Genomic DNA, 23,591 nt, shown 5'->3' with positions numbered 1-23,591 from the left:
AAAACAAAAATTATGGAAACACAAGCAGCAACTTTGCCAAGAGTATTTTCTTTTGGTTTTTGGAAAATCCTGTGTAAAGGAACAGGACAGGTGATGTTCCAGGATAATGCCTGGACCGGATTATTCTTTTTAGCCGGGATTTTCTACGGCTCTTATGTAACGGGTAATCCGGCAGTGGCTTGGGGGGCTTTGGCCGGTGTATTTATGTCCACGAGTACCGGATATCTCCTGAGGTATCCCGCAGAGAAAGGAACTGCCGGACTTTGGGGATTCAACGGGGTTTTGGTCGGATGTGCCTTACCGACATTTTTAGGGAATGTACCCTTAATGTGGTTGGCCATTGTTATCTTTTCCTCTATGACAACCTGGGTCATGGTCGGATTGAACCATTTATTGGCTCCTTATAAAGTGAGTTCGTTTACTTTTCCTTTTGTGTTGACCACCTGGTTCGTACTGATGGCTGCGCGGATTATGCACGGACTGCCCGATTCCGGATTAGGTGCTCCCGAATTGCCCGGTAATTTTTCTTCGGCATTCGATACCGGTTTTAAAGACTTGGTGATCTATTGGCTGACTGGAATCGGGCAGGTTTTTCTGATCAAATCCTGGGTGACCGGATTGTTGTTTTTGATCGGATTGGCGATCAGTAACTATTGGGCTGCCATTTGGGCTGCTATCGGATCTGCCCTGGCATTGGCCGTTGCCATTTTGTATCAATGTAACGGTGGGGATATCGCCAACGGTTTGTTCAGCTTTAGTCCGGTGCTTACTGCTATAGCGTTGGGAATGACTTTTTATCAGGTCAATTGGCGGACCGCCATCTGGACTTTGCTGGGAATCTTCGCTACCGTATTTATTCAGGCCGGTATGGATACTTTCTTTTCTCCGTTGGGGATTCCGACATTGACCGGTCCGTTTTGTGTGGCAACCTGGTTGTTCCTGTGGCCGCATCTGAATTTGGATAAAAAGATATTACAACAAGGATAGAGAAATTTCAGATTTATGGTAGAGAGTCAAAAATTACCGGAATATAACATGGATACGATGCCTTTACGTAGAGGGCATATCCTTATTTTAATGATTGCCTCTGCCGGACAGTTTTTTGGTGGGGCATTGGCTATTTTGGTGGGTGTTATCGCTCCCTTGATCGCCATGACCCATCATCCTGGATTATCTCCCTGGTTGCAGGGGTTTATCTTTGCTTGCGGATTGATCGGTATAATGCTGGGGTCTTTGTTTTTCGGGCGGTTCAGTGATAAATACGGGTATCTTTTCTTTTTCCGGCTTTGTCCGCTGGTCATTGCCGGGGCTTCGCTGGGTGTTTATTTCAGTCATTCTCTGGTGGTATTGACGGTCTGTTTGCTACTGATCGGTTTTGCGATAGGCGGGGCGTATGCTTTAGATCCTTCGTATGTTTCAGAGATTATGCCTAAAAAATGGAAGCGGACCATGTTGGGAATTTCCAAGGCTACTTCTGGTTTAGGAAATATCGGGATGATCCTGGTGGCTTGGTATGTATTGAAAGAATCTTCCGATCCGGAGATTTGGAATCATTTGTTTTTATTTCTGACATTTTTTGCTGTCGTCACTTTTCTGGCTCGTCTCTGGTTTGTGGAGAGCCCTGAATGGCTGGCTCTTCATGGGAAAGTAGAGGAAGCTGAAAAGAATGTCAAACATTTTCTGGGGCAGGATGTGTACATCGGTGAGTTGGCCAGTAAAAAAGATAAGACAACCCGGCCCCAATCTTCCCGCCGGGATATTTTTGCCCGGGGAAATATAAAACGGATTGTTCTCAGTGGTATTCCGTGGGGATGTGAAGGCATGGGAGTATACGGTATCGGTATATTTACTCCTGTGTTGTTACTGACCTTAGGATTGATTCCCGAAAGCGGCAAAGCTTTCCCCAGGGTGGTCGAATCTTTGCGTTTTACGTTTTATATCAACTTCTTCGTTATGTTGGGGTTTATCATCGGATTGACTATCGTCCGAAAACTGAACCTGCTCCATGCCCAGACCTTCGGTTTCTTTCTTTGTGCTCTCGGATTATTCGTCACCCTTTTAGGGTATATCTATCAGGCACCTTTGGGAGTGACCTTAGGCGGATTCTTATTATTTGAACTGGCTTTAAATGCCGGGCCGCATCTTTCCACCTTCGAATTACCGAGCCGGATTTATACTTTACAGGAGCGGGCGAGTGGAGAGGGGATTGCCTCTGCATTAGGTAAATTGGGGGCTATTATCGCTACCTTTATTATCCCTCCCTTACTGCAACTCGGGGGAGGTAAACTGGTTTTAATCGTAGCGATTGCTGTGCTCGTATTGGGAGGAGTGATTACCCTGCTTGTCGGACCTTTGGTATTGAAGCATTTACCGGAGAAAGTTTAATTGTTAAATTATAAAATTTGAAACTATGTTTAAAGCGATGTTGATTGCCGGGGCAGGAGGATTTATCGGTACTTGCCTGCGTTATTTGGTAGGTAAATTAGCTCATTATGTTTTTTCTTCTCCTTTTCCATGGGGAACTTTTGCAGTGAATATTATCGGTAGTTTTGTCATCGGAATATTCTTCGGTATGGCTGAAAAAGCTCACCTGATTTCTGCCAATATGAATGTATTTCTGATCACCGGTTTCTGTGGTGGTTTCACTACGTTTTCGTCCTTTGCCGACGACATGTTTTTACTGATGCAGAATAAACATTGGGGGTATTTTTCGGCTTATCTGGTATTGAGTATTGTATTGGGAATTGTTTTAGTATGGTTAGGACGTAGTGTCGTAAAACCGGCTTGAATCAGTCCGAAGTTTATAAAATTCGTAAAGTTTGTAAAGTATCGGATCTTATCGGTATGTGACGATTGGGCGAAACCGAAGCTTTATAAACTTTACGAATCCTGCTGTGGCTATATTGAACCGCTTATTTCTCCCATACTTTCAGGATTTCCACGACATACACTTTATGGAAATTTCCCTGTGCTCCATACCATTTGTCTGGCAGACTTTTATCGATAAAATGCTCGGGAGATAACAATTGGCCGTATAGTTTGCGGCATTCGAGGGTCAGACGGGCTTGTTCGAAGGTCACGTTACCATCCGGGGTCGTTAGGGGAAGCAGTCCGCTCTCTTTGATTTTGTCTGTATCACGCCCGGATTTACTTCCACAAATGTTGTATATAGAACGGTTACCACTACCCAGGAAAGAAAGTGTCAGCATGTCGTTCTTTTCTATAAATTCGTAAGTGTAACGCTCGGGCCGGATAAAGATAAAAGCAACTGCTTTGTTCCAGAGAAAACCGATACCACCCCAACTGGCTGTCATCGTATTGAATTTTTCTTTTGAACCGGAAGTCACCAACATCCATTCTTTACCGATCGCTTCAAAAAAATTTTCAGTCAGATCTTTTATTGCTAGTTCTTGCATCATTTATTGTTTTTGTGTTCACGTGGGTAAAGTTATTAAATTGTGAATAGAATATCAAAGAAATATTCGATAGATTATTCTATCTTTGGCTGCCGAACAAGGTTGGTGTGACGAATGACCGATTAAAGTAAAAATAATGAGAGCGCTGAAGATATGGGGGATGACTATGGTGGTAGTCATTGCCGTTTTAGGACTGTATATTTATCAAAATAACCGGGAGTATCAAATCATACTCTTGAATACCAATGATAGTCACGGTAGCATTTTGCCTGTGGATAGTGTGGGGGGAATGGCTGAGCGGGCTACTTTTATCCGGATGGTGAGAGAGAAGAATCCTTATGTGCTCCTGGTCGATGCCGGGGATATCAATACCGGGCAAGCTATTTCGAATAGGGCGGATGCAAAGCCCGATATCTTGGCTTACAATTACATGGGATATGATGCTGTTACTGTAGGGAATCATGAATTCGATAAACCCCTGAACGTTTTGTTGAAGCAGATGCAATGGGCCGAATTTCCTTTTGTGACGTCTAATATCCAACGGAATGGAACTCCGTTGGGAGTAGAATATCTGATCAAAGAAATAGGAGGAGTGAAAATAGGAATCTTTGGATTGACTACGAAGAATACAGAAAATGTCAGTATCCATGCCGGGGAAGTGACTTTCGAAAATGAGGTGATGGCGGCGCGGAAAGTGGTTAAGTTATTGAAAAAGCAACAGGTAAACCTGATTATCGGTCTGGTTCATCTCGGATTTACCGAGTCGGCACCCGGTTTTATCACTTCTTACCGATTGGCACAGGAAGTAGACGGTATCGATATTTTGGTCGACGGACATTCACATTCTTTTATCGAGCGGCCGGAGCATATCCATAAGACGACGATCGTTACGGCTAATCAGAGTGGAAGATACGTCGGTGAAGGTATTATAAGAATGAAAAAAGGACGTTTTGTAGGATTTTATTGGAAACCGGTATTGATAAAAGGATTTCAGCCGGATTCTGTTTTGAGCCTGCAATTGCGGCCTTATGTCGAAACGGCGGAGAAGGATTTGGCAACCGTCGTAGGGGAGGCTACCGAAGAATTTTCCCTTTTTCAGGATGGAGAGAATCTGGCCCGTTATGGCGAGACGGCTTTGGGAGATCTGGTAGCCGATGCTTTAAAATGGAAGGCCGGGAAGTTGAATCTGAAGGTCGATTTTGCTTTGACTAATTCCGGTGGTATCCGGGAAAGCCTGCCTGCCGGTAAAATAACCAAAGGAGATGTTTTGGCCGTATTACCTTTTGATAACGTCCTCGAGGTGGTAGCCTTATCCGGTAGTGAAGTCCGGCGATTGTTCGATTATATCGCCTCTATCCCTTTGGGCAACGGAGCTTTTGCTCAGGTGTCCCGTGAGGTACGGGTGGTTTACGATTCCGGGCGGGTGAGAACATTGACGATAGCCGGCCGGCCTATTGAAGACGATAAAATGTATTATATGGCTACCTGTGATTATGTTGCGGCCGGGAAAGATGGCTATGAGGCTGGATTGGAAAATATTACAGGGAGGGAAAATACCTCCCGCTCTCTATCGGATGTGCTGATCGAATATATTCAGACGAAGGGAAAAATAATCCCCCGGGTGGATGGTCGGATCAAATTTACCGATTAGAAGAATCAGGTTCTTGGGCAGAACCGGGATTTTGTCCCGCTTTCAATATATGGTTCATGAAATGTCCGTATTCTTCTTCCGTGATTTCCAGTTCTAAGAGGATTTTTTTCTTTTTTACCGGATGAGGAGAAGATTTTTTTTCTTTTTCCATGCGGATAAGTTTGTTATTTTCTGCCAGGCAATCGGAAAAATATTGAAAGAAATCCGTGTTTAATGCCATGGAAATATCGTAAAGTAATGACGTATCTATGATTTTTCGTTTAAAAATGTTGTATGCGATGGTTCTGTCTTTTTGAATTTGCTGAGCGAAATAAGCTACAGACCACCCTGTCTTTTTAAACACAAGCCGTATTCTCTCCCCAATATCGATTCCTGGATTCATAGTCTCGTTTTATCCTTTTTTCTTTGTTATACGGAAAACTTTCATTTCTGTTGCCGGCGTTTCTTGACGGAATATCGTGTAACAGTAAAGGGTAGAAAACGTATCATCAGTGTGACTTATTTAAAAAGAGAAGCTATGGAATATAATGTGAAGCATGATGAGAAGCGCCATCGTTTCGAATACGACCGAAACGGCTTGATGGCTTTTGTAGAGTACGACCTGGAGGATGGAGTGATGGATATATTTCATACCCTTGTTCCGATACCGATGGAAGGTATGGGAGTTGGATCGGCTTTGATGAAGTACGCACTGGATTATGCCCGGGATCACCATTATAGTGTGATCCCGAACTGTGCTTTTGCTCAAGCCTTTTTATTGAGGCATACGAATTATCGGGATTTGATCAGTTAAGCACTGATTTCGATCCGGTTGTTGTCCGGGTCCAGAATCACACTTTCGTAAAAACCGTCTCCGGTTGTGCGGGGTTCACCGATGACCTTGTACCCTGCCTGCCGGAGACGCTCTGTCAGTCGATCGACCTGATCTTTACTCCCCGTTGAAAAGGCAAGATGGGCAAAACCGATGAATTCCCGGTCTTCACTATTCCGTACCTGGTCTACATCTGTCCGGGACATGATTTCCAATGTACATCCTCCTTCGAAATGAAGCATGTAAGATTCAAAACCTTTTTTCGGATTTATATACTTTGCATGGGACTTCCCTTGAAAATAGGTGGTATAGAAACTCCTCAATACTTCTAATTGTTTGGTCCAGATTCCGATGTGTGTAATTTTCATGGTGTGTTGAAATTATTTTATACATGTTGCCGGGCAGTTTCATATTTTCTGGAGAAAAGGACCAGTAGTATAAAACCGACGAGGGCAAAGAAGGTTCCGAGCAATGCCGGATAGCGGTAACTTAAACCGGCTTGTAACGGTAATCCTCCGCAATATGCTCCGATAGCGTTTCCAAGATTAAAAGCGACCTGTACGCTGGCTGCCCCTAACATTTCTCCTCCGGGGGAGAAACGGATGAGTAAAACTTGCTGAGGACTCGAAAGGGCGAATAGTCCGGCAGTACAGAGGCACATTAAAATGACCGACAACCAGGAGATAGAAGCGAGGAAATAGATCAGTAACAGTAAAATGGAGAGACTGCCCTGCGTGAAAGCTGCTACCCGTCCCGGGGTGAAACGGTCGGAAAGCCGGCCGCTGACCAGGTTGCCGACGACCATTCCGAAGCCGGCCAATACCATCAATAGCGTGATACTCTCAGGACGAAAGCCGGACACGTGAGTCAGTAAGGGGTTGATGTAGCTATACCAGCAAAATACACCTCCGTTACCGAGCATGGTCGCTCCTAAGATTAACCAGGGAGCCGGTGATTTCAAAAAACGGAACTGTCCCTTGAAACCGGTATCGGGTAGTTTTTCTACCTGAGGCACCCAGCGCCAGATATAGTAGAGGATAAGCACTCCCCAAACGCCTACCAATAAAAAAGTCATCCTCCAGGAAATCGCTGCACTCAGCGAAGTGCCCAGGGGTACACCGAATAAATTAGCCACCGTCATACCGGCTATCATGATCGATACGGCTTCCGATCCTTTTCCTTTGTCGGCGAGTTTTTCAGCAACGATAGAACCGACACCGAAATAAGCACCGTGGGGTAAACCTGAGATAAATCTCCCCAACATCAAAATCCAATAGTTGGGCGCAGAAGCTGCAATGATATTTCCCAGCATAATCATACTCACCAATACCAATAGAATATTTTTCAACGGATATTTGCGGGCGATGATCAGAAGCGGAGCGCCTACACATACCCCGATCGCATAAGCCGATATCAGATGCCCTGCAGTAGCGATACTGATATTTAAAGCTTTGGCAACATCGGGCAAAATGCCCATCATGACAAATTCGGCAATCCCTAATCCTAATGTGCCGAAAGCTAAAGCGATAAGACTCTTTTTCATTGTAATCAAATTTTCGGAGTGCAAAAATAATACGTTTCTTTACAGAAGAATTTGATCTATATCAAAAAATAAAGTTGTATCTAAGTGTTTGGTATACTCCGGATGGTGGATAGAAGTATGGTTTTTAGTTACAGGGAAAGCAAGGGGTTCAGAAGTTTGCCGGGGTGGTTGTGATTAGGGAAGGGGATTGGTTTAGACGCTTTTAAAACGTACCAATAACCTTGATTTGTCGGGGTAGGGGATTATAATATGATATACGCAGTCCCTGTGATTTTATACAAAACCTAAAATTAAAAAAATCGGAAGTGATAAAATAGATCCTTCTTTTCTTGATATTGCGACTTATTTTATAGTTTGGTAGGGTGGAATTGGATTATTAAATCTGGTCCTCAGGGGGGATTTAAATAAGTGAAAGACATCTTCGGTTTAGGAATATAATTTCATCACACGATAGGTGAATATGTTTTTTGTAAATGTGAATTCTAATCGGCAAAGGGATGGAAAATAATCATGTTAAACCGATTTATTGACGATATGCGATAGTTGTGAGTGGGAGAAGATGGCTTTCTTTCCGGAAGAGGCGGCTGGAGCTGATTTGGTTATTTCTTGGTCGGCCGATTGCCGACTCACCGCTGATGGAGTTCTGGTTCACTTGAATGTGAAGGATAGTCAGGTAACTTTGAGAAGTATCTGCGTTAACGGAGGTAAAATTGTCTGTCCGAAAATTGAAATCGAAGTAGATGGATTTGGAGTATTTTTTTACGATGGGCTGTAACAAATCGGGAGGAGAATGGGTTTAATCGGTAAATAGTAAATATGATATCGATGAAACCTGTTTTAAGTTTTGGCCGGATTATGTTAGGTTTGGCCTATGTTGTTTATGGGTATTTGCATTTTGCACATATTGCTGCAGATGCGGCTATGGTACCTCAGGGCGTAGGACGTCCGGTGGTATGGGTGATTTTGATCGGAATCTGTTGGTGGGTGGTAGCATTGAGTTTTTTTACCAATATTCTGACGCGTTTGAGCGGAGTACTGGCATCGGTCTTGCTGTTTTTTGTTCTGTTTTTTGTAATTTTGCCTGATTTCCATGGGGTTAGTTCTTGGCTTTCGATGGCTTCGGTGTTGGGGCTGATCGGCGGGTCGTTACAGGTAGCTGCTTATGGGGAAATGTGGTATAGGCGTAAAAATCGGGGATGATATGAACAGACAACTTTTACATCGCTTGGGTGGAATATTCGATACCCACCAGATTCTCGCTTCCGATCTTTACCGGGAGATTTATTCCCGGGACGGTTCTTACTTCGATATCAAACCGGAAGTCATCGTTCGGCCCGATACCCCGCAGCAGGTACAACAGTTGCTGGCTATCGCTTCGGAAGCCGGGGTGAACGTCACTTTCCGTACCGGAGGGACTTCGTTGTCGGGACAGAGTGTTAATGAAGGGATTATCTGTGAATTGCGTACGGCCTGGAAGAAAAGCGAGGTACGTGATCATGGACGGAAAATCTGGTTTGAGCCGGGGTTGACCGCTCATCAGATCAATACGATATTGAAAAAATACCAGACAAGAATCGGGCCGGATCCTGCTTCGGCTATAGCGGCTATGATGGGGGGAATACTTTCGAACAACAGTAGTGGGATGCAGACCGGAACGCGTTATAATTCCTACCATACCTTAAGTGCTATCGAGTTTATGTTGGCTAACGGCCATCGCTACAATAGTAGTGTTGCTGCTGATCGGCAACGCTTTGAGCAGGAGGAAGAATGGTTATGTCAGGGGTTGTTGCGGATACGGGAACAAATCCTGAAGAACGATGAAATCCGTAACCGGATTATCGAAAAATATAAGATCAAGAATGTAACCGGGTACAGCATGAATGCTTTCGTCGATTTCGAACACCCGATGGATATTTTCGCTCATCTGCTGATCGGTGGGGAGGGTACTTTGGGATTTATCGTTTCGGCGGAGTTGAACACCTTGCCGCTGATGCCTGTGTATAGTTCGGCGATGCTTTATTTCAAGGATGCTACGCAAGCGGCGGCTTCTGCAGCTCTCCTCGGAGAAAGTGGAGCGGTATCGGTAGAGATGATGGATTATGCTGCCCTCAGCAGCCTGGGAAACCGTCCGGAATTACCCCGGGGGACGACAGCTATGCTGATCGATTATGGTGCACAGTCGCCGGAAGAAATGCAGGATATGGTAAAACGTCTACAGCCCCGGCTGAAGAAATTGGATGGTATGGTCGATATGGAAGAGTTCACCCATACGGTGAGCGAGCGGGAAAAGCTGTGGGAGGTCCGTAACGGCATTTTTCCTTGTGTTGCAGGGGCTCGTATTCCGGGTAATGCCGTGGTACTCGAAGATGTGGCTGCTCCGGTTGGAAAACTGGCTGCTCTGGTTGGAGGATTACAGCAGTTATTCCGAAAACATGGTTATGAAGGTTCTATTTTCGGACATGCCCGCGATGGAAATGTACATCCCTTGGTGACTTCGGGGATGGAGACTGTAACCGAGGTCAATAACTTTTCCCGCTTTATGGAAGGAATGGTCACACTGGTACTTTCGCTCGACGGTTCGCTAAAAGGTGAACACGGTACCGGGCGTGCTGTCGCTCCTTTTGTCGAGCGGGAGTGGGGAACTGAAATTTACGCTATGATGCAGGAACTGAAAAGACTGGCAGATCCGAAGGGTATACTGAATAAAGGAGTGATCCTGAATGAAGATCCGGATGCCCATTTACATTCGATCAAGAAGATGACACTTTTTGCCGGGGAGTTGAACTATAAAAAGGCCGATATATGTATCGAATGTGGGTTTTGTGAGCATGTTTGTCCTTCTCGTTATGTTACGCTAACACCTCGCCAGCGATTGCAGGCCCGACGAATTATTGAACGGACCGGTAGCAGGGAGCTGGAAAAAGAATATGACTATATCGGCGAACAGACCTGTGCGGCGGATGGGATGTGTCAGGTGCCTTGTCCTATGGGGATCAGCACGGCTGTGGTCACCGATGCTATCCGGGCTAAAAAGGCAACTCCCGCAGAGTCGGATATCCTGCACTACGGAGCAGAACATTTCGGAGCGGTGGAAACCGACCTGCGTGCTATGTTGAAGGTGGCTGTAGGTACGGAACGGGTTATTTCACCTTATCCTCTGCTTTGGGCTACCGATTTTTTACACAGGATATCGCATCAGGTGCCTCATTGGTCGTCTCATTTTCCGATGCCCCGAAAATTACATTACCGGGAAGAAGCGAATCCCGATTTTGTTTATTTCCCGGCTTGTGTCACCCGTATTTTCGGTGCTTCGGGTTTGCATAAAGACGATTTGATCACAGTAGTACTGCGGTTGGCCGGTAAAGCCGGGATTCGGGTAAGTCTGCCAGAAGAGGCGCATGGGTTGTGTTGTTCACAGATTTGGGAACATAAGGGAAATCCTGCGGGACAGCGGTTGACCGCCAACCGTACGATAGAAAGTTTTTATAAATGGTCGGGCGGAGGACGGATTCCGATATTCTGTGATACCACTTCGTGTACACATACACTGTTGTTTGAAACCGGTGGGGACATACTTACCCCCGAAAACCGGGAGAAATACAAGCAATTGAAAATCATGGATATCACACAATGGCTCAAAGAAGTTGTTTTACCCCGAATCAAAGTTATTCGCCCGAAAAATCGGATTTTACTTCATCCGACCTGTTCCTGTCAGATCATGGGACTTACTCCGGTGTTGCTCGATATTGCCCGTAAATGTGCCCGGGAAGTTATATTACCTGACAATTGGGGATGTTGCGGGGCTTCCGGTGACCGTGGTTTCATTTTTCCGGAGTTGTCTGATTCGGCAACCCGGGATGAACGGGATGAAATTGGCCATGAATCGTTCGACGGTTGTTATTCTTTGGCACGGACCTGTGAGATTGCGATGCAGGACCATATCGAACAACCGTATGAGTCGATCGTTTATCTGGTGGATGAGACAATTCAGGACCAGGGAACGTAGGTATGAGGTCCTGGTGTAAATATGCATGGAGCATTTTTTTCTTTGTAAAGGTGATCTTTCAACCGAATCAGGGAATGCAGATCCGATTCCCTGTATTCATTTTTTTATTTGTGGTTATTATGTTATTTTTGCAAAAATAAATGAAATATGTAGTGGTGTCTGTGATTTCAAATTACTATGAAAGTACAAATAGAAGAAAGCTGGCGGAGACAATTACAGGAAGAGTTCGATAAACCCTATTTTGAGCATTTAGTGGGATTTGTGAAAGAGGAATATGCGCGTTATACGGTTTTCCCTCCGGGAAGTCGGATTTTTCATGCTTACAATACTTGTCCTTTTGAAAAGGTAAAGGTAGTCATTCTGGGGCAGGATCCCTATCACGAGCCGGGGCAGTATTACGGACTTTGCTTTTCGGTGATGGACGGAGTTCCTTTCCCGCCTTCGTTGGTAAATATTTTCAAAGAGATACAGAACGATCTGGGGAAGCCTATTCCCCGTTCGGGACGTTTGGAGCGCTGGGCGGATCAGGGAGTATTATTGATCAATGCCATTCTGACCGTACGGGCACATCAGGCCGGTTCGCATCAGGGAAAAGGCTGGGAAGAGTTTACGGATGCCGTGATCCGGCGACTGAATGATGAACGGGAGCATATTGTGTTTATGTTGTGGGGGGCGTATGCTCAGAAAAAAGGGACTTTTATCGACCGTACTCGGCATTGTGTACTGACGGCTCCCCATCCTTCCCCGCTGTCTGCAGACCGGGGCTTTTTCGGATGCAAGCATTTCAGTAAAGCCAATGCCTATTTCCGGAGTAAAGGATTGGCAGAAATCGAGTGGTGATTCTGATTATAAGAACTATTTTATATTTTTGTGCGGTTTAATATGAAAAATAGGAAGGAAATGAAAAAATGGATGTTAGTGGTTCTGGTGTTGGCCGGAAGTGTGAGCTGGGGACAGGCTCAGATAAAAATCGGAAACCGTACGATCAATACGAAGAAAGTGTTGAATGCGGCTTCGGAAGTGGCTTCTGCCATTACCTTGTCGGATGAGGATGTAGCTGCTTTGTGCCGTGAGTCGGTGAAATGGATGGATGAGCAAAATCCGGTTTCAGACCCCGGATCGGCTTATTCTAAACGTTTGGATTCGCTGATGAAAAAAGTAGGGGAGGTAGAAGGTTTGAAATTGAACTATAAGGTATATGAGGTGGTGGATATCAATGCGTTTGCTTGCGGAGACGGGAGTATTCGGGTATTTTCGGCCTTGATGGACCTGATGGATGACGACGAACTGATGGCAGTTATCGGTCATGAAATCGGTCATGTCGTACATACCGACAGCAAGGATGCCATGAAAAATGCCTATTTGGCTGCTGCTGCAAAGAGCGCGGCAGGAGCTGCAGGAGGAGTATTGGAAAAATTGACCGATTCACAACTGGGGGAGATTGCCCAAGCCTTGTCGAATGCTCAATTTTCACAAAAACAAGAAACTGAAGCCGATGAATATGGGTTTGAATTTTGTATCAAACATGGTTTCGATCCTTATGGGATGGCTAATGCACTGGAGAAGTTGAATAATTTGTCCGAGGGACAAAAGGCATCTAAATTTCAGCAGATGTTTTCTAGTCATCCCGATAGTGCCAAACGGGCGTCCCGGATGAAAGAGAAAGCGGATGCTTATCTGAATAAATAGAATCCCTGACTAACGGCGGGGCCGGGGCTGGTGTGGCGTGAGAAATGATTGAGTTTGATGAAGTGCCCGAAGATCTTTTGTTGTTGTTCCGGGAGATACCGTTACGAACTGTGATGGTTTGCGTGTTTCAAGGTTGGTCATATGGATAAAATATAAAAAATATTTTCGTCTGTTTATTTCTTTTGAGGTTGTAGTTGCGGAATAACGATTGTTCAAAAACTTTACTGAGTTATTTCCGTTCAACTCAGAAAAACAAGCAGATGAAAATTGCAATTAGTGGAGCGACCGGTTTTATCGGTACACATTTAACCCGTTATTTATCGGGACAGGGGCATGAAGTGACAGGACTTGGACGGAAATGGTTCGGTCAGGGAAATGCCGATCATTTGGCAAAGTTGATGGAAGGAATGGATGTCGTTATTAATTTGGCAGGAGCCCCTGTCAATCATCGTTGGACGACGGCATATAAACAGGAATTGTACGATAGCCGGATCATTCCTACACGTATGCTGGTCGATGCGATTAACCGGACTGTCCGGGTTCGGCTTTTTATTTCGGCTTCGGCGGTAGGATATTACCCTTCCCGGGGCTGTTACGATGAATATAGTCATGTGAAAAGCGATGGTTTTTTGGCCGGATTGTGTAGGGCTTGGGAAGCAGAGGCTGGACTGATCCGGAAGTCGGCCAGATTGATCATTACGCGTTTTGGGGTGGTATTATCCCCTGAGGGTGGGGCTTTTCTGCAACTTATCCGTCCTTTGCAGAGTAGATTGGCAACGGTGATCGGGTCCGGGAATCAACCTTTTACCTGGATTGCTCTAACTGATTTGATCGGGGCAATGGGATTTGTGATCGACCAGCCCGGATGGAGTGGGGTTTTTAATTTTGTGACGCCGGAGCAGACGACTAACGCTGCTTTTACCGCTGCTTTGGCCCGACGGTATCATGCCCGATTAACCGTAAAACTCCCGACTGTTTTTTTTCGATTGTTTTATGGGGAGGGGGCTGTTTTGCTGACCGAGGGCCAATGTGTGAAACCTACCCGTTTGCTGGAAAAGGAATTTCAGTTTCAGGCACCTACTGTAGAGGCTTTTTTTAAGCGTATATAGAGTAAATATCTCGGTTGAAATGGGAGAGACCGATGATTCTTTTTTAATTTTGTTGCAGGTATAAAAATGAATAGCCATGAAAGTCGTCTTAATAAATGGAAGTCCTCACCGGAAAGGGAATACGTTTATCGCCCTTTCGGAAGTAGCGGGGGCACTTGAAAAAGAAGGTGTACAAACGGAGATAATCCAACTTGGGATAAAAGCGGTGCAAGGGTGTATTGCTTGTAATAAGTGTGCAGAGTTGGGACATTGTGTATTTCAGGACACCCTTTATAATCAGGTCAGAGAAGCATTGCAGGAAGCAGATGGTATCGTCGTTGGTTCGCCGGTATATTATGCCGGTCCGAACGGGGCGCTCTGTGCATTGCTCGACCGGGTGTTTTATTCCTGTTCGGAATTGTTGGCTTACAAAGCCGGAGCTTCGGTGGCTGTTTGTCGCCGGGGTGGGGCGAGTGCCACTTTCGACCGGTTGAACAAATATTTTACTATCCTGAATATGCCGGTAGTTTCTTCGCAATACTGGAATAGCGTTCATGGGATGCGGCCCGGAGAAGCAACAGAGGATGCCGAAGGACTTCAGACTATGCGTATGCTGGGCCGGAATATGGCTTGGTTGCTGAAAGGAGTGAAACGGGAAGAACGGCCGGAACCGGAACTTCGGGTCATGACTAATTTTATACGATGAAAATTTTAAATCCTCGGGTAACTTGAAAGACGAGCATTTAAGTCCTTGTTTTTTAAAGTATCCGGACTTTTATATTGGGGTATTTTCTTGCCTGTATGGTTATTTCTCCTTACTTTTACGCATCCTAATATATAAAATAGGGTGAAAATTTAAAATTTTTATGAAAAATATTTACAGGACGGCATGTTGGATTGCCTGCCTTTTGTGTTGTGTGCATACCTTGTGTGGTAAAAATGTTGAGGGAGATGTTAACTATGTCTTGATAATCAATACTTATACGGAGTCGACTCCTTGGAGTAACAGCATGATTTATCCGATTGTCAGTATGGCTTCACAAGATGAAAAATTGGGGGTATATACCGAGCATATGAATATGTTGATGATGGATGGTGAAGAGGAATTGGCTGCATTTGAGAAAAATATTTTTAAGGATTTTGAGACCCGTCCTCCGAAACTGATTGTATTATTGGGGACAGCCAGTTTTATTCTGTGTGAGGATTTGGATCGTCAGTGGCCGGATATCCCGATCATATTGTGTGGAGAGCGGGATTATGCCGGAAATAAGGATATGGTGTTGAAAAAACAACCGCTGACTCCGGAAGAGCGTATGCCCTTGACCGCTTGGCAGGGTAAATATAATATGACCTCTATGCCGATCCAGGTCTATTTCGAAGAAAACCTGGATTTGATGAAACGGTTGATTCCCGGTATGAAGGAAGTATTGTATATCGGTGATGAAACTTATATTTGTCAGCAGAATGATTATGATCTGAAACATTTGATGGAGTCCGGATATCCTGAATTGAAATACCGTTTTCTATGTTCCAGGGATATCGGTATCGATAGTCTTTTCACTATTTTAAATCAGATAGATGTCCGGACAACGGGTATTTTATTTTCATCCTGGTTTCAAAAAAGAGTTTATGCCGGCAATACCGTGTTGTATGCTAACAGCCATCGGATTATAGCCACTTCTTCGGTGCCGTTGTTTTCTTTTAAGAATGTCGGAATCGAAGAGGAAGGAGGAATTATCGGAGGTTTTATTTATAATAAAACAGATTATGTCGCTCATCTTTGCGAAACGATCAGGGAGATTATCGGTGGGCGTCAGGCACGTGATATCCCTTTTTACTATGGCCCGAAAGGGACGCCTGTGTTTAATTATCAATCGTTGTTGCAGCGTAACCTCGATCCTGAGTTGTGTCCGCCGGGAACTGTTTTTTACAATATGCCGCCTACCTTTTGGGAGAAATATAAGTATATACTGATCGGGATCGGTTTTCTTTTAGTGGGGGTATTGCTAATTTTCCAATATCATCGTTTGCGGGTACTGGAAAAGATAAAAATGATACAACGCAGAGAATTGCAGGCCAATGAGAGGTACTTGGATCTGATCGATAATATGCCGATCCTTTATATGCATGAAGAGCTGATTAAGGATGCAGAAGGAAAGGTTGTCGATACGAGATATTTAGATATAAATCGTTATTTTGAAAATAATTTTTTCAAACGGGAAGAGATTATCGGGAAACTGGGGAGTGAGGTCTTTCCGGAGTCGATGCCGGAATTTCTGCATTTTGTGAATATAGCTCTTTGGGAGAAACGGTCGGTGACTTTCCCCTATTACTATAAAAAAATCGATATTTTTTACGACGTCGTAGTAAATGTCACAGAAGACGGCCATGGGGTAGATATATTCTGCGTGGATAGTACGGAGCTTCATCATGCCCAGAAACAGTTGGGCTTGACCAACCAAAAGCTTTCCATGGCATTGGATGTTGCGAATATTGTGCCCTGGAAGTGGGATTTACAGGCTCATACGATTCTCTGTGATGTCAACCGGCCAATCGAATTAAGCAGGGAGGAGACGGAGGTGGATGAAGAGCAACTTTTTGTGCCGGACTGGCAATATTTTTCAAAAATCCATAAGGAAGATCTGGAGAAAGTGAAGAAAGCTTATGCCGACCTGATCGAAGGGCGTATTGCAAAAGTGAAAGAGGAATACCGGGTGATCGACAAAGTGAATGACCATTACCGGATAGATTGGGTTGAAGCTCAGGCGGCAGTCGAAACCCGTGATGAATATGGGAAGCCTCTGACTTTGGTTGGCTCTTCGCTGATCATTACCGAGCGGAAAAGAATAGAAGCCGAATTATTGTCGGCTAAGGAACGGGCAGAGGAATCGAACCGTTTGAAATCGGCCTTCCTGGCCAATATGAGTCATGAGATCCGGACTCCATTGAATGCCATTGTCGGTTTTTCAGGAATTTTGGCTTCTGCTGAAGAGGGACAGGAAAAACAAGAGTATGTGAGTATCATCGAGAACAACAATGCTTTGTTGTTGCAACTGATCAGTGATATTTTGGACCTATCAAAGATCGAAGCAGGAACGATGGAGTTTGTTTATTCTGATTTTGAGCTGAATAAAGTGATGGACGAACTGGAAAATTCCCTGCGTTTAAAATTAGATCCGGCCAAAGAAGTGCAACTTTGTTTCGAACCCGGCTTACAGGAATGTTATGTCCATTTGGAACGAAACCGCTTGTCCCAACTGATCATCAATCTGGTGACCAATGCCATTAAGTTTACAGAAGAGGGAAGTATCCGCTTCGGCTATCAACTGTGGGAGAGTGGGCAGTTGTATTTTTACGTCAGGGATACCGGTTGTGGGATACCCCGGGATAAGCAGGATGCTGTTTTCGGACGTTTTGTCAAGCTGAACAGCTTTGCTCAGGGGACAGGCCTCGGGCTTTCGATTTGCCAAATGTTGGTAGAGCATATGGGGGGAGAAATCGGCTTACAGTCAGAAGCCGGTGAAGGGGCGACATTTTGGTTTACCCTGCCTTTTATTGCTCCGGCAGAAAAATTTCAGGCGGAAAAAAAGATCGAGCCTATGCGGATCGAACAAAAGACTCTGACTATTTTGGTGGCTGAGGATAACGGGAGTAATTTTAAACTGATCGAATCGATATTGGGAAAGGATTACCATCTTTTGCATGCCTGGAACGGGAAGGAAGCTATTGAGTTATACCGGGAATACGAACCGCAGTTGATTTTGATGGATATCAATATGCCGGTGATGGACGGTTATGAAGCCACCCGTGAGATCCGGAAGTTCTCTTTGCAAGTGCCGATTATTGCGGTGACTGCTTTTGCTTATGCATCGGATGAACAGAAGGCTATGGACAACGGTTTTAATGCCTATATGTCTAAGCCTATAAATGCCGGTCAGCTACGGACGAAGATTACTTCGATACTACAACGGCATGTCGTTTTTATGTGACCAATCGGAAAAATCCTGTTTTTCTATTCATTTTTACTTAACAGCTTCGTTACAAGTCTGTAACATCCTCTTTTCATCTTTGCAATGGAATTTAAGATATAATATTGCAAATGATGAATTGGATGTCAAGTGTGTTTTTTAAGGTCTGTTTGTTTGGTTTTATCGGGTTGGCCTGTCCCACAGCATTGTTGAAAGCTGAAGGGATTATAAAAGGGACAGTATTGGATAAAAACAGTGGGGAACCGGTGATCGGTGCTGCTGTTATGCTCGAGCAGACGCTGAAAGGGGCTGCTACCGATCTGGATGGTAGCTTTTCGATTTCCGGGATACCGGCAGGGAAATATAATCTGCATGTTTCTTGTCTGTCTTATACTACTTTGAAGGTGGAAGGGGTTGAAATAACGGACGATCGTACCGTGGAACTGAAGATCGTGCTGGAAGCTGCTACCGAAGCATTGGAGGAAGTGACTGTGCGGGCTGTCCGTAAGATGAACAGCGAGGTGGCCATGGTGAATGCTGTTAAGGCTTCGCCTGTAGTGATGAGTGCGGTTTCCAGTCAGCTGATCACCAAAAGCCAGGATCGGGATGCTTCGGAGGTTGTAAAACGTATTCCGGGAATATCGATTATCGACGATAAGTTCGTTATTGCCCGGGGATTATCCCAGCGATACAATAATGTATGGATCAATAATAGTGCTGTTCCTAGTTCGGAGGCGGATTCGAGGGCTTTTTCTTTCGATATCGTTCCTAGTGCCCAGATCGAGAATATTATGATCATGAAGTCGCCTTCTCCGGAGATTCCGGCCGATTTTACCGGAGGTTTTATCAAAATCAGTACGAAAGACACTCCTGAAAAAAATCAATATATGCTGAGTTATGGGGTTAGTGTGAATGATCGGACTCATTTCAGGAATTTCAAATACAATAAGGGAAGTGCAACCGATTGGCTTGGATTTGACAATGGGATGCGAATGGTAAAAGGGGGGATAAAAGGAGTGTTCGATAATGAAGATGCGGCTTCGGTGGAAGAGATGACAAAACAGGGGTTTAACAATGATTGGAAAGTGAGGCATAAAAAGCCCTTTCCCGACCAGCGTTTCTCTTTCATGTTCGGCCAGGTGTTCAAGGGAGGAGAAGACAGGAAACTGGCTTTAACCGGAGCCTTGAATTATAGCAATACCGGTAAAAGTTATATCGGCATGGAAAACTCCCGTTTCGGTGTGTATAACAAAGTAAAGGATGAGCCGATTTATCAGTATAAATATACCGATAACCAATATACCCGGAACGCCAGGTTGGGGGCGATGCTGAATCTGGCCTTTACGGGGAGTAAAAGCCGTTTTTATTTCCGGAATATTTTTAACCAATTGGGAAGTAACCGATATACCGAACGTCGTGGTTGGCAGAATATCAGCTCTTTATATATTCAGGAAAAAGCAGAATATATTTATGGCAGCCGCAGTACCTATTGTGGGCAATTTTCGGGAGTCCACGATTTGCCGGCAGGGACACTGGATTGGAATCTGGGTTATTCGTATGCAAATAAAAACCAGCCGGACAGGCGGATTATCGAGCGTCAGCAAAACGATATCGTAGGGGATGTGAACTATGGAAAAATGAGGATCGACCAAAACGATATCTATAGGGATTTCCTGCGTTTGGATGAACACATTGTATCTTTCGGTGCGAATTACAATTATCTTTTCAATGAAAGCGGAGGATTTACGCCGACCCTGAAAGCGGGGGTATATGGAGAGTATTGTAAGAGAGATTATAAAAACCGGGCCTATTATTACCGGTTTTATGAAGATCATATGCCTGCAGGATTCGCTTATGAGCCGGTGGTGGAAAATATTTTGCAGGCAGAAAATTTCGGAGCTGACAAGCTTTATCTCTATGATGATACGGATAATAAAAATAGTTATAAAGGGAATAATCTGTTGTATGCGGCTTATCTGGCTTTGAATATCCCCTGGCAGCGTTTTAATGTTTATGCAGGGGTACGGCTGGAAAACAGGAATATGACACTGACCAATTATATCAGTTCGAATGCCTGGATTTCTAAAGACACTGACTTTGACAATACCGATTTTTTCCCTTCTGTGAATGTCAGTTATAATCTGACAGATAAACAATTGATCCGTTTTGCTTACGGTAAGTCGGTGAACCGGCAGGAATTTCGGGAAGTTTCGTCGTCTGTGTACGAAGATTTCGAATTGTTCAGTGATGTAAAAGGAAATCCGGATTTGAAACCGGCCTATATTCATAATCTGGATTTACGTTACGAATGGTATCCGGCTAGTGGCGAATCGGTATCTGTAGCTTTGTTTTACAAGCATTTCCGGCATCCGATCGAATGGACTTTCCGGGATGGTGGCGGAAGTTATACCTATACTTTTGAAAATGCCGATAAGGCCCGGAATTATGGTGTGGAGGTAGATATTCGTAAAGATTTGGAATTTATCGGTTTGCGGAATTTTATGTTGAACCTGAATGGGTCGTGGATAAAGAGTAAAGTTTCTTTCGATAGTGAGAATAGCCTGGAGCATGACCGGCCGATGCAGGGCCAATCGCCTTACCTGGTGAATGCAGGGTTGTTTTACCAGACGGAAAAAGCAGGCGTGATGGCCGGAGTGCTTTATAACCGGATAGGAAAAAGGATTGTCGGAATCGGGCGGTCGGATATGAGTGTGGGAGGATCTATCAATAACGATATCCCGGATATGTATGAAATGCCTCATGATGCACTCGATATTGTATTGAGCAAAAAGTTCGGAAAACAAGTAGAGGTGAAACTAAATGCGAAGGACGTCATCGGGCAGGATGCTGTGTTTAAACAATTTCCCAGGTTTGAAGACGCGAATGGACAGATCGTGGAAAGGGAACAAACCACAAAGCGTTTTGCACCGGGGAGATCCTTTACCTTAAGTGTGAGTATTCATTTGTAATCTATAAAAGTTAATTTTAATCGTTATGAAAACAATTTTGAAGAAATGGCAGATGCTTTTAATGCTTGTCTTAACCCTTGGAATTACTGCTTGTAGTGATGATAACGGCGGTAATGGGGATAACGGCGATGATGATGGAGATAATCTGAGTGATATTCTGTTTGAAAACGGTACTCAGCTGGGCAATGGGGCGGATGAGATGGAGATAAACGGAAACTATAAGTTGCCCAAGGGAGTATATGTGATGAAAGGGTGGTTGTATATTACCGATGGTTCGTCGCTCGAAATAGAAGCAGGTACGGTCATAAAAGGGGATAAAGCCACCAAAGCAGCGATTATTGCCGAGCCTGGAGGTAAACTGATTGCCAGGGGTAGACAGGATGCTCCTATTGTGTTTACTTCCAACGAACCTGTCGGTTCGCGTAAACCCGGAGATTGGGGAGGTATTATCCTGTGCGGGAAAGCGGTGAATAATCAGGGAAAAATGACTATTGAAGGAGGATTGCGTACCGAGCACGGAGGAAATGACAATGCGGATAATTCAGGAGTATTGAGTTATGTGCGGGTCGAATTTGCAGGTAATCCTTTTGATACGGACCAGGAAATCAACGGGGTGACTTTCGGAAGTGTCGGATCGGGGACGCAGGTCGACCATGTACAGGTGTCTTATTCGAACGATGATTCCTTCGAATGGTTCGGCGGATCGGTAAATTGTAAATATCTGGTGGCCTATCACGGATGGGATGATGATTTCGATACCGATAACGGTTTTTCAGGGAAAGTGCAGTTTTGTCTGGGAGTACGGAATCCGGGTATTGCCGATCAGTCTATTTCCAATGGTTTCGAGAGTGATAATAATGGAAATGGAACGACTCAGGAACCTTTTACAAAAACAGTTTTCAGTAATGTGACTTTTGTCGGACCGGTCGGGCAGGATCCTGCTTTTCAAAATACCACAGAGTATATCAAAGGAAATGGCCTGAACCCCAATAACGGTTCACGGTTAGGGCAATTCCAGGCTGCGATACAAATTCGCCGCAACTCTCATCTGAGTTGTTTTAATTCGGTCGCTATGGGATATCCGGTCGGACTTTTGATCGAGAACGATAAAGGTTCTCAGACTCAGGAGGCAGCTAAAAACGAGGTTTTTAAACTGAATCATATCGTTTTTGCAGGAATGGGAATTTTAGGAAGTGATAAAAATAAGAGCCTGCAAGGAGGTTTGTGTACGGACGGTACGAATATCGATGCCACACAGACGGCATTTTCTGAGACTTATTTTAATACAGCTACGGGGAATGTCGCTTATCCGGCTATTGCCGATCTGAAGTTGAGCCAACCCAATAGTATGGCAGCTTCTCCGAATTACGGCCCTCTGACTGGAAGTCCGTTGTTGGGAGCTGCCGATTTTACCGATGTTTTGCTGAGCAGTGGTTTTGACAAAGTGTCTTATATCGGTGCTTTTGCCAGTGACAAGGAGGCGGACAATTGGATGAGCGGTTGGACGAATTTTGATCCGCAACATACCTCTTATTAATGAATTGTTAAAATTACAGGCGAATTTACTCCCGTAGATTTACAATTTGTAAATGATGTGAATAAGTAGTAATATTTCGGCGAAATTGAAAAAAGGATGCTTTTGCGGCATCCTTTTTGTTTTAACATTTAACAGTAACGTCATGAGTTTGTCACGAACTTGTCATATTGCAAGCTTACTTTTGTGGCGTTAAGATTTAGAAGACATTTTTTTTTCATAAGTTTGTATTAGGTTAGTTAGTAGTGAAAAGTTTCCCGCCGTGAGGCTCGAAACTTTTTCGTTTTTTGTGTTTTTCTTCAATTGAAATTTGCATATTTGTATGATGTTAGACGACAAAATATATCTTTTTAACCGATAGATCGTATAATATAGGAAATATAGTTTTATCACTAAATCATAGAACCATGAAAAAGTACATTTGCACTGTATGTGATTACGTTTATGATCCGGTACAAGGTGATCCGGATGCTGGTATCGAACCGGGAACAGCTTTCGAAGATTTGCCTGATGATTGGGTCTGTCCGTTGTGTGGGGTCGGTAAAGATGAATTCGAACCCTATGAAGAATAATTTTGGATTGTAAATAAATAGTGTTTACTTTGTGGCTTGAAATAGTTTTTATTTCATGTTATTTCAAATTTAGTAACCTGGTCGTTTGGCGGTTAAAGTCATAAAGATACAAGAGGTCGGCAATCCCTCATTGAATGTGTTAGAAATAATACATGGATATAGCTCCCCCGAAAGGGAGCTATTTTTGTGTGAAATAAGTAAAAAAGCTTATTAAAATAGCGTTGGATAGGTATTGTTATTTAACAGAATATGAATAGCTTTGCATAGCTTTTCGATAAATATGCCAAGTAAATGAATAATAGTGGTTTGGCATATAAATTGTTGAAGATTTGGTATTTTAAATA

Annotated in this window: 20 protein-coding genes; 16 read left to right on the top strand and 4 right to left on the bottom strand. The window is 44.2% G+C overall.

The genetic code is table 11. The features are described from left to right. The first annotated feature begins 12 nt into the window (after window positions 1-12). Genes yut through crcB form a run of 3 tightly spaced genes read left to right on the top strand, consistent with a single transcriptional unit; the run spans window position 13 to window position 2,788 of the window. On the top strand, window positions 13-987 hold the full coding sequence (yut, locus tag WS34_RS06065) for an urea transporter (RefSeq protein WP_046403748.1): 975 nt from the start codon (window positions 13-15) through the stop codon (window positions 985-987). A gap of 15 nt (window positions 988-1,002) precedes the next feature. Continuing rightward, window positions 1,003-2,385 (top strand): MFS transporter, encoded by a 1,383-nt coding sequence (locus tag WS34_RS06060; RefSeq protein ID WP_022159691.1) that lies wholly within the window; start codon window positions 1,003-1,005, stop codon window positions 2,383-2,385. Window positions 2,386-2,410: 25 nt separating this feature from the next. Further along, window positions 2,411-2,788 carry a fluoride efflux transporter CrcB gene (crcB, locus tag WS34_RS06055; RefSeq protein ID WP_013611506.1) on the top strand — a complete coding sequence of 126 codons (378 nt, stop codon included), beginning with the start codon at window positions 2,411-2,413 and terminating at the stop codon, window positions 2,786-2,788. 124 nt (window positions 2,789-2,912) lie between these two features. Here crcB and WS34_RS06050 read toward each other — a convergent pair whose 3' ends face one another. After that, window positions 2,913-3,416 (bottom strand): flavin reductase family protein, encoded by a 504-nt coding sequence (locus WS34_RS06050; protein WP_022159692.1) that lies wholly within the window; start codon window positions 3,414-3,416, stop codon window positions 2,913-2,915. 136 nt (window positions 3,417-3,552) lie between these two features. On the opposite strand from WS34_RS06050, the gene WS34_RS06045 reads away from it, so the two are divergent. Then, the gene (locus WS34_RS06045) at window positions 3,553-5,067 is read left to right on the top strand and encodes a bifunctional metallophosphatase/5'-nucleotidase (RefSeq protein WP_286693653.1); all 1,515 of its coding nucleotides are present in this window, start codon (window positions 3,553-3,555) and stop codon (window positions 5,065-5,067) included. On the opposite strand, the gene WS34_RS15465 is transcribed toward WS34_RS06045, so the two are convergent. Continuing rightward, window positions 5,057-5,449, bottom strand: a complete 393-nt coding sequence (locus tag WS34_RS15465; RefSeq protein ID WP_013611503.1) for a hypothetical protein — start codon at window positions 5,447-5,449, stop codon at window positions 5,057-5,059. The genes WS34_RS06045 and WS34_RS15465 overlap by 11 nt on opposite strands. Before the next feature lie 135 nt (window positions 5,450-5,584). On the opposite strand from WS34_RS15465, the gene WS34_RS06035 reads away from it, so the two are divergent. Then, window positions 5,585-5,860 (top strand): GNAT family N-acetyltransferase, encoded by a 276-nt coding sequence (locus WS34_RS06035; protein WP_013611502.1) that lies wholly within the window; start codon window positions 5,585-5,587, stop codon window positions 5,858-5,860. Here WS34_RS06035 and WS34_RS06030 read toward each other — a convergent pair. Together WS34_RS06030 and araJ are read right to left on the bottom strand one after the other, a co-directional pair. Beyond that, window positions 5,857-6,246: a VOC family protein gene (locus WS34_RS06030; RefSeq protein WP_013611501.1), complete on the bottom strand. Its 390-nt coding sequence runs from the start codon at window positions 6,244-6,246 to the stop codon at window positions 5,857-5,859. The two genes, WS34_RS06035 and WS34_RS06030, sit on opposite strands and share 4 nt — an antisense overlap. Window positions 6,247-6,263: 17 nt before the next feature. Beyond that, window positions 6,264-7,421: an MFS transporter AraJ gene (gene araJ, locus WS34_RS06025; RefSeq protein ID WP_046402997.1), complete on the bottom strand. Its 1,158-nt coding sequence runs from the start codon at window positions 7,419-7,421 to the stop codon at window positions 6,264-6,266. 526 nt (window positions 7,422-7,947) lie between these two features. Between araJ and WS34_RS06020 the strand changes: the two genes are divergently transcribed. The 11 genes from WS34_RS06020 to rd all read left to right on the top strand — a co-directional run bounded on the left by WS34_RS06020 (window position 7,948) and on the right by rd (window position 23,247). Continuing rightward, a complete protein-coding gene (locus WS34_RS06020) occupies window positions 7,948-8,196 on the top strand; it encodes a hypothetical protein (protein WP_286693652.1) in 249 nt (82 codons plus the stop codon). 50 nt (window positions 8,197-8,246) lie between these two features. Beyond that, entirely contained in the window at window positions 8,247-8,621 is a 375-nt protein-coding gene (locus WS34_RS06015; RefSeq protein ID WP_046403742.1) for a hypothetical protein, read from the top strand. Between the two features lies 1 nt (window position 8,622). Further along, window positions 8,623-11,427: an FAD-binding and (Fe-S)-binding domain-containing protein gene (locus WS34_RS06010; protein WP_046403740.1), complete on the top strand. Its 2,805-nt coding sequence runs from the start codon at window positions 8,623-8,625 to the stop codon at window positions 11,425-11,427. Window positions 11,428-11,604: 177 nt separating this feature from the next. Beyond that, the gene (gene ung, locus WS34_RS06005; protein WP_046403738.1) at window positions 11,605-12,267 is read left to right on the top strand and encodes a uracil-DNA glycosylase; all 663 of its coding nucleotides are present in this window, start codon (window positions 11,605-11,607) and stop codon (window positions 12,265-12,267) included. Window positions 12,268-12,327: 60 nt separating this feature from the next. Further along, window positions 12,328-13,116, top strand: a complete 789-nt coding sequence (locus WS34_RS06000) for a M48 family metallopeptidase (protein ID WP_046403001.1) — start codon at window positions 12,328-12,330, stop codon at window positions 13,114-13,116. 260 nt (window positions 13,117-13,376) lie between these two features. After that, window positions 13,377-14,225, top strand: coding sequence for a TIGR01777 family oxidoreductase (locus WS34_RS05995; protein WP_046403762.1), 849 nt, complete (start codon window positions 13,377-13,379; stop codon window positions 14,223-14,225). Window positions 14,226-14,301: 76 nt separating this feature from the next. Further along, on the top strand, window positions 14,302-14,910 hold the full coding sequence (locus WS34_RS05990; RefSeq protein ID WP_013611494.1) for a flavodoxin family protein: 609 nt from the start codon (window positions 14,302-14,304) through the stop codon (window positions 14,908-14,910). Between the two features lie 160 nt (window positions 14,911-15,070). After that, window positions 15,071-18,193, top strand: a complete 3,123-nt coding sequence (locus tag WS34_RS05985; protein WP_046403737.1) for an ATP-binding protein — start codon at window positions 15,071-15,073, stop codon at window positions 18,191-18,193. Window positions 18,194-18,315: 122 nt separating this feature from the next. Then, the gene (locus WS34_RS05980) at window positions 18,316-21,141 is read left to right on the top strand and encodes a TonB-dependent receptor (RefSeq protein WP_041557225.1); all 2,826 of its coding nucleotides are present in this window, start codon (window positions 18,316-18,318) and stop codon (window positions 21,139-21,141) included. A gap of 25 nt (window positions 21,142-21,166) precedes the next feature. Next, window positions 21,167-22,678 (top strand): beta-helix domain-containing protein, encoded by a 1,512-nt coding sequence (locus WS34_RS05975; protein ID WP_013611492.1) that lies wholly within the window; start codon window positions 21,167-21,169, stop codon window positions 22,676-22,678. Between the two features lie 404 nt (window positions 22,679-23,082). Next, window positions 23,083-23,247: a rubredoxin gene (gene rd / locus WS34_RS05970; protein WP_013611491.1), complete on the top strand. Its 165-nt coding sequence runs from the start codon at window positions 23,083-23,085 to the stop codon at window positions 23,245-23,247. Window positions 23,248-23,591: the final 344 nt, after the last annotated feature.

The organism is Odoribacter sp. N15.MGS-14, from assembly GCF_000980245.1.
Taxonomy (GTDB): domain Bacteria; phylum Bacteroidota; class Bacteroidia; order Bacteroidales; family Marinifilaceae; genus Odoribacter; species Odoribacter splanchnicus.
Note: the sequence above shows the minus strand (reverse complement) of the source record. Positions and strands in the feature narration are given on the sequence as shown.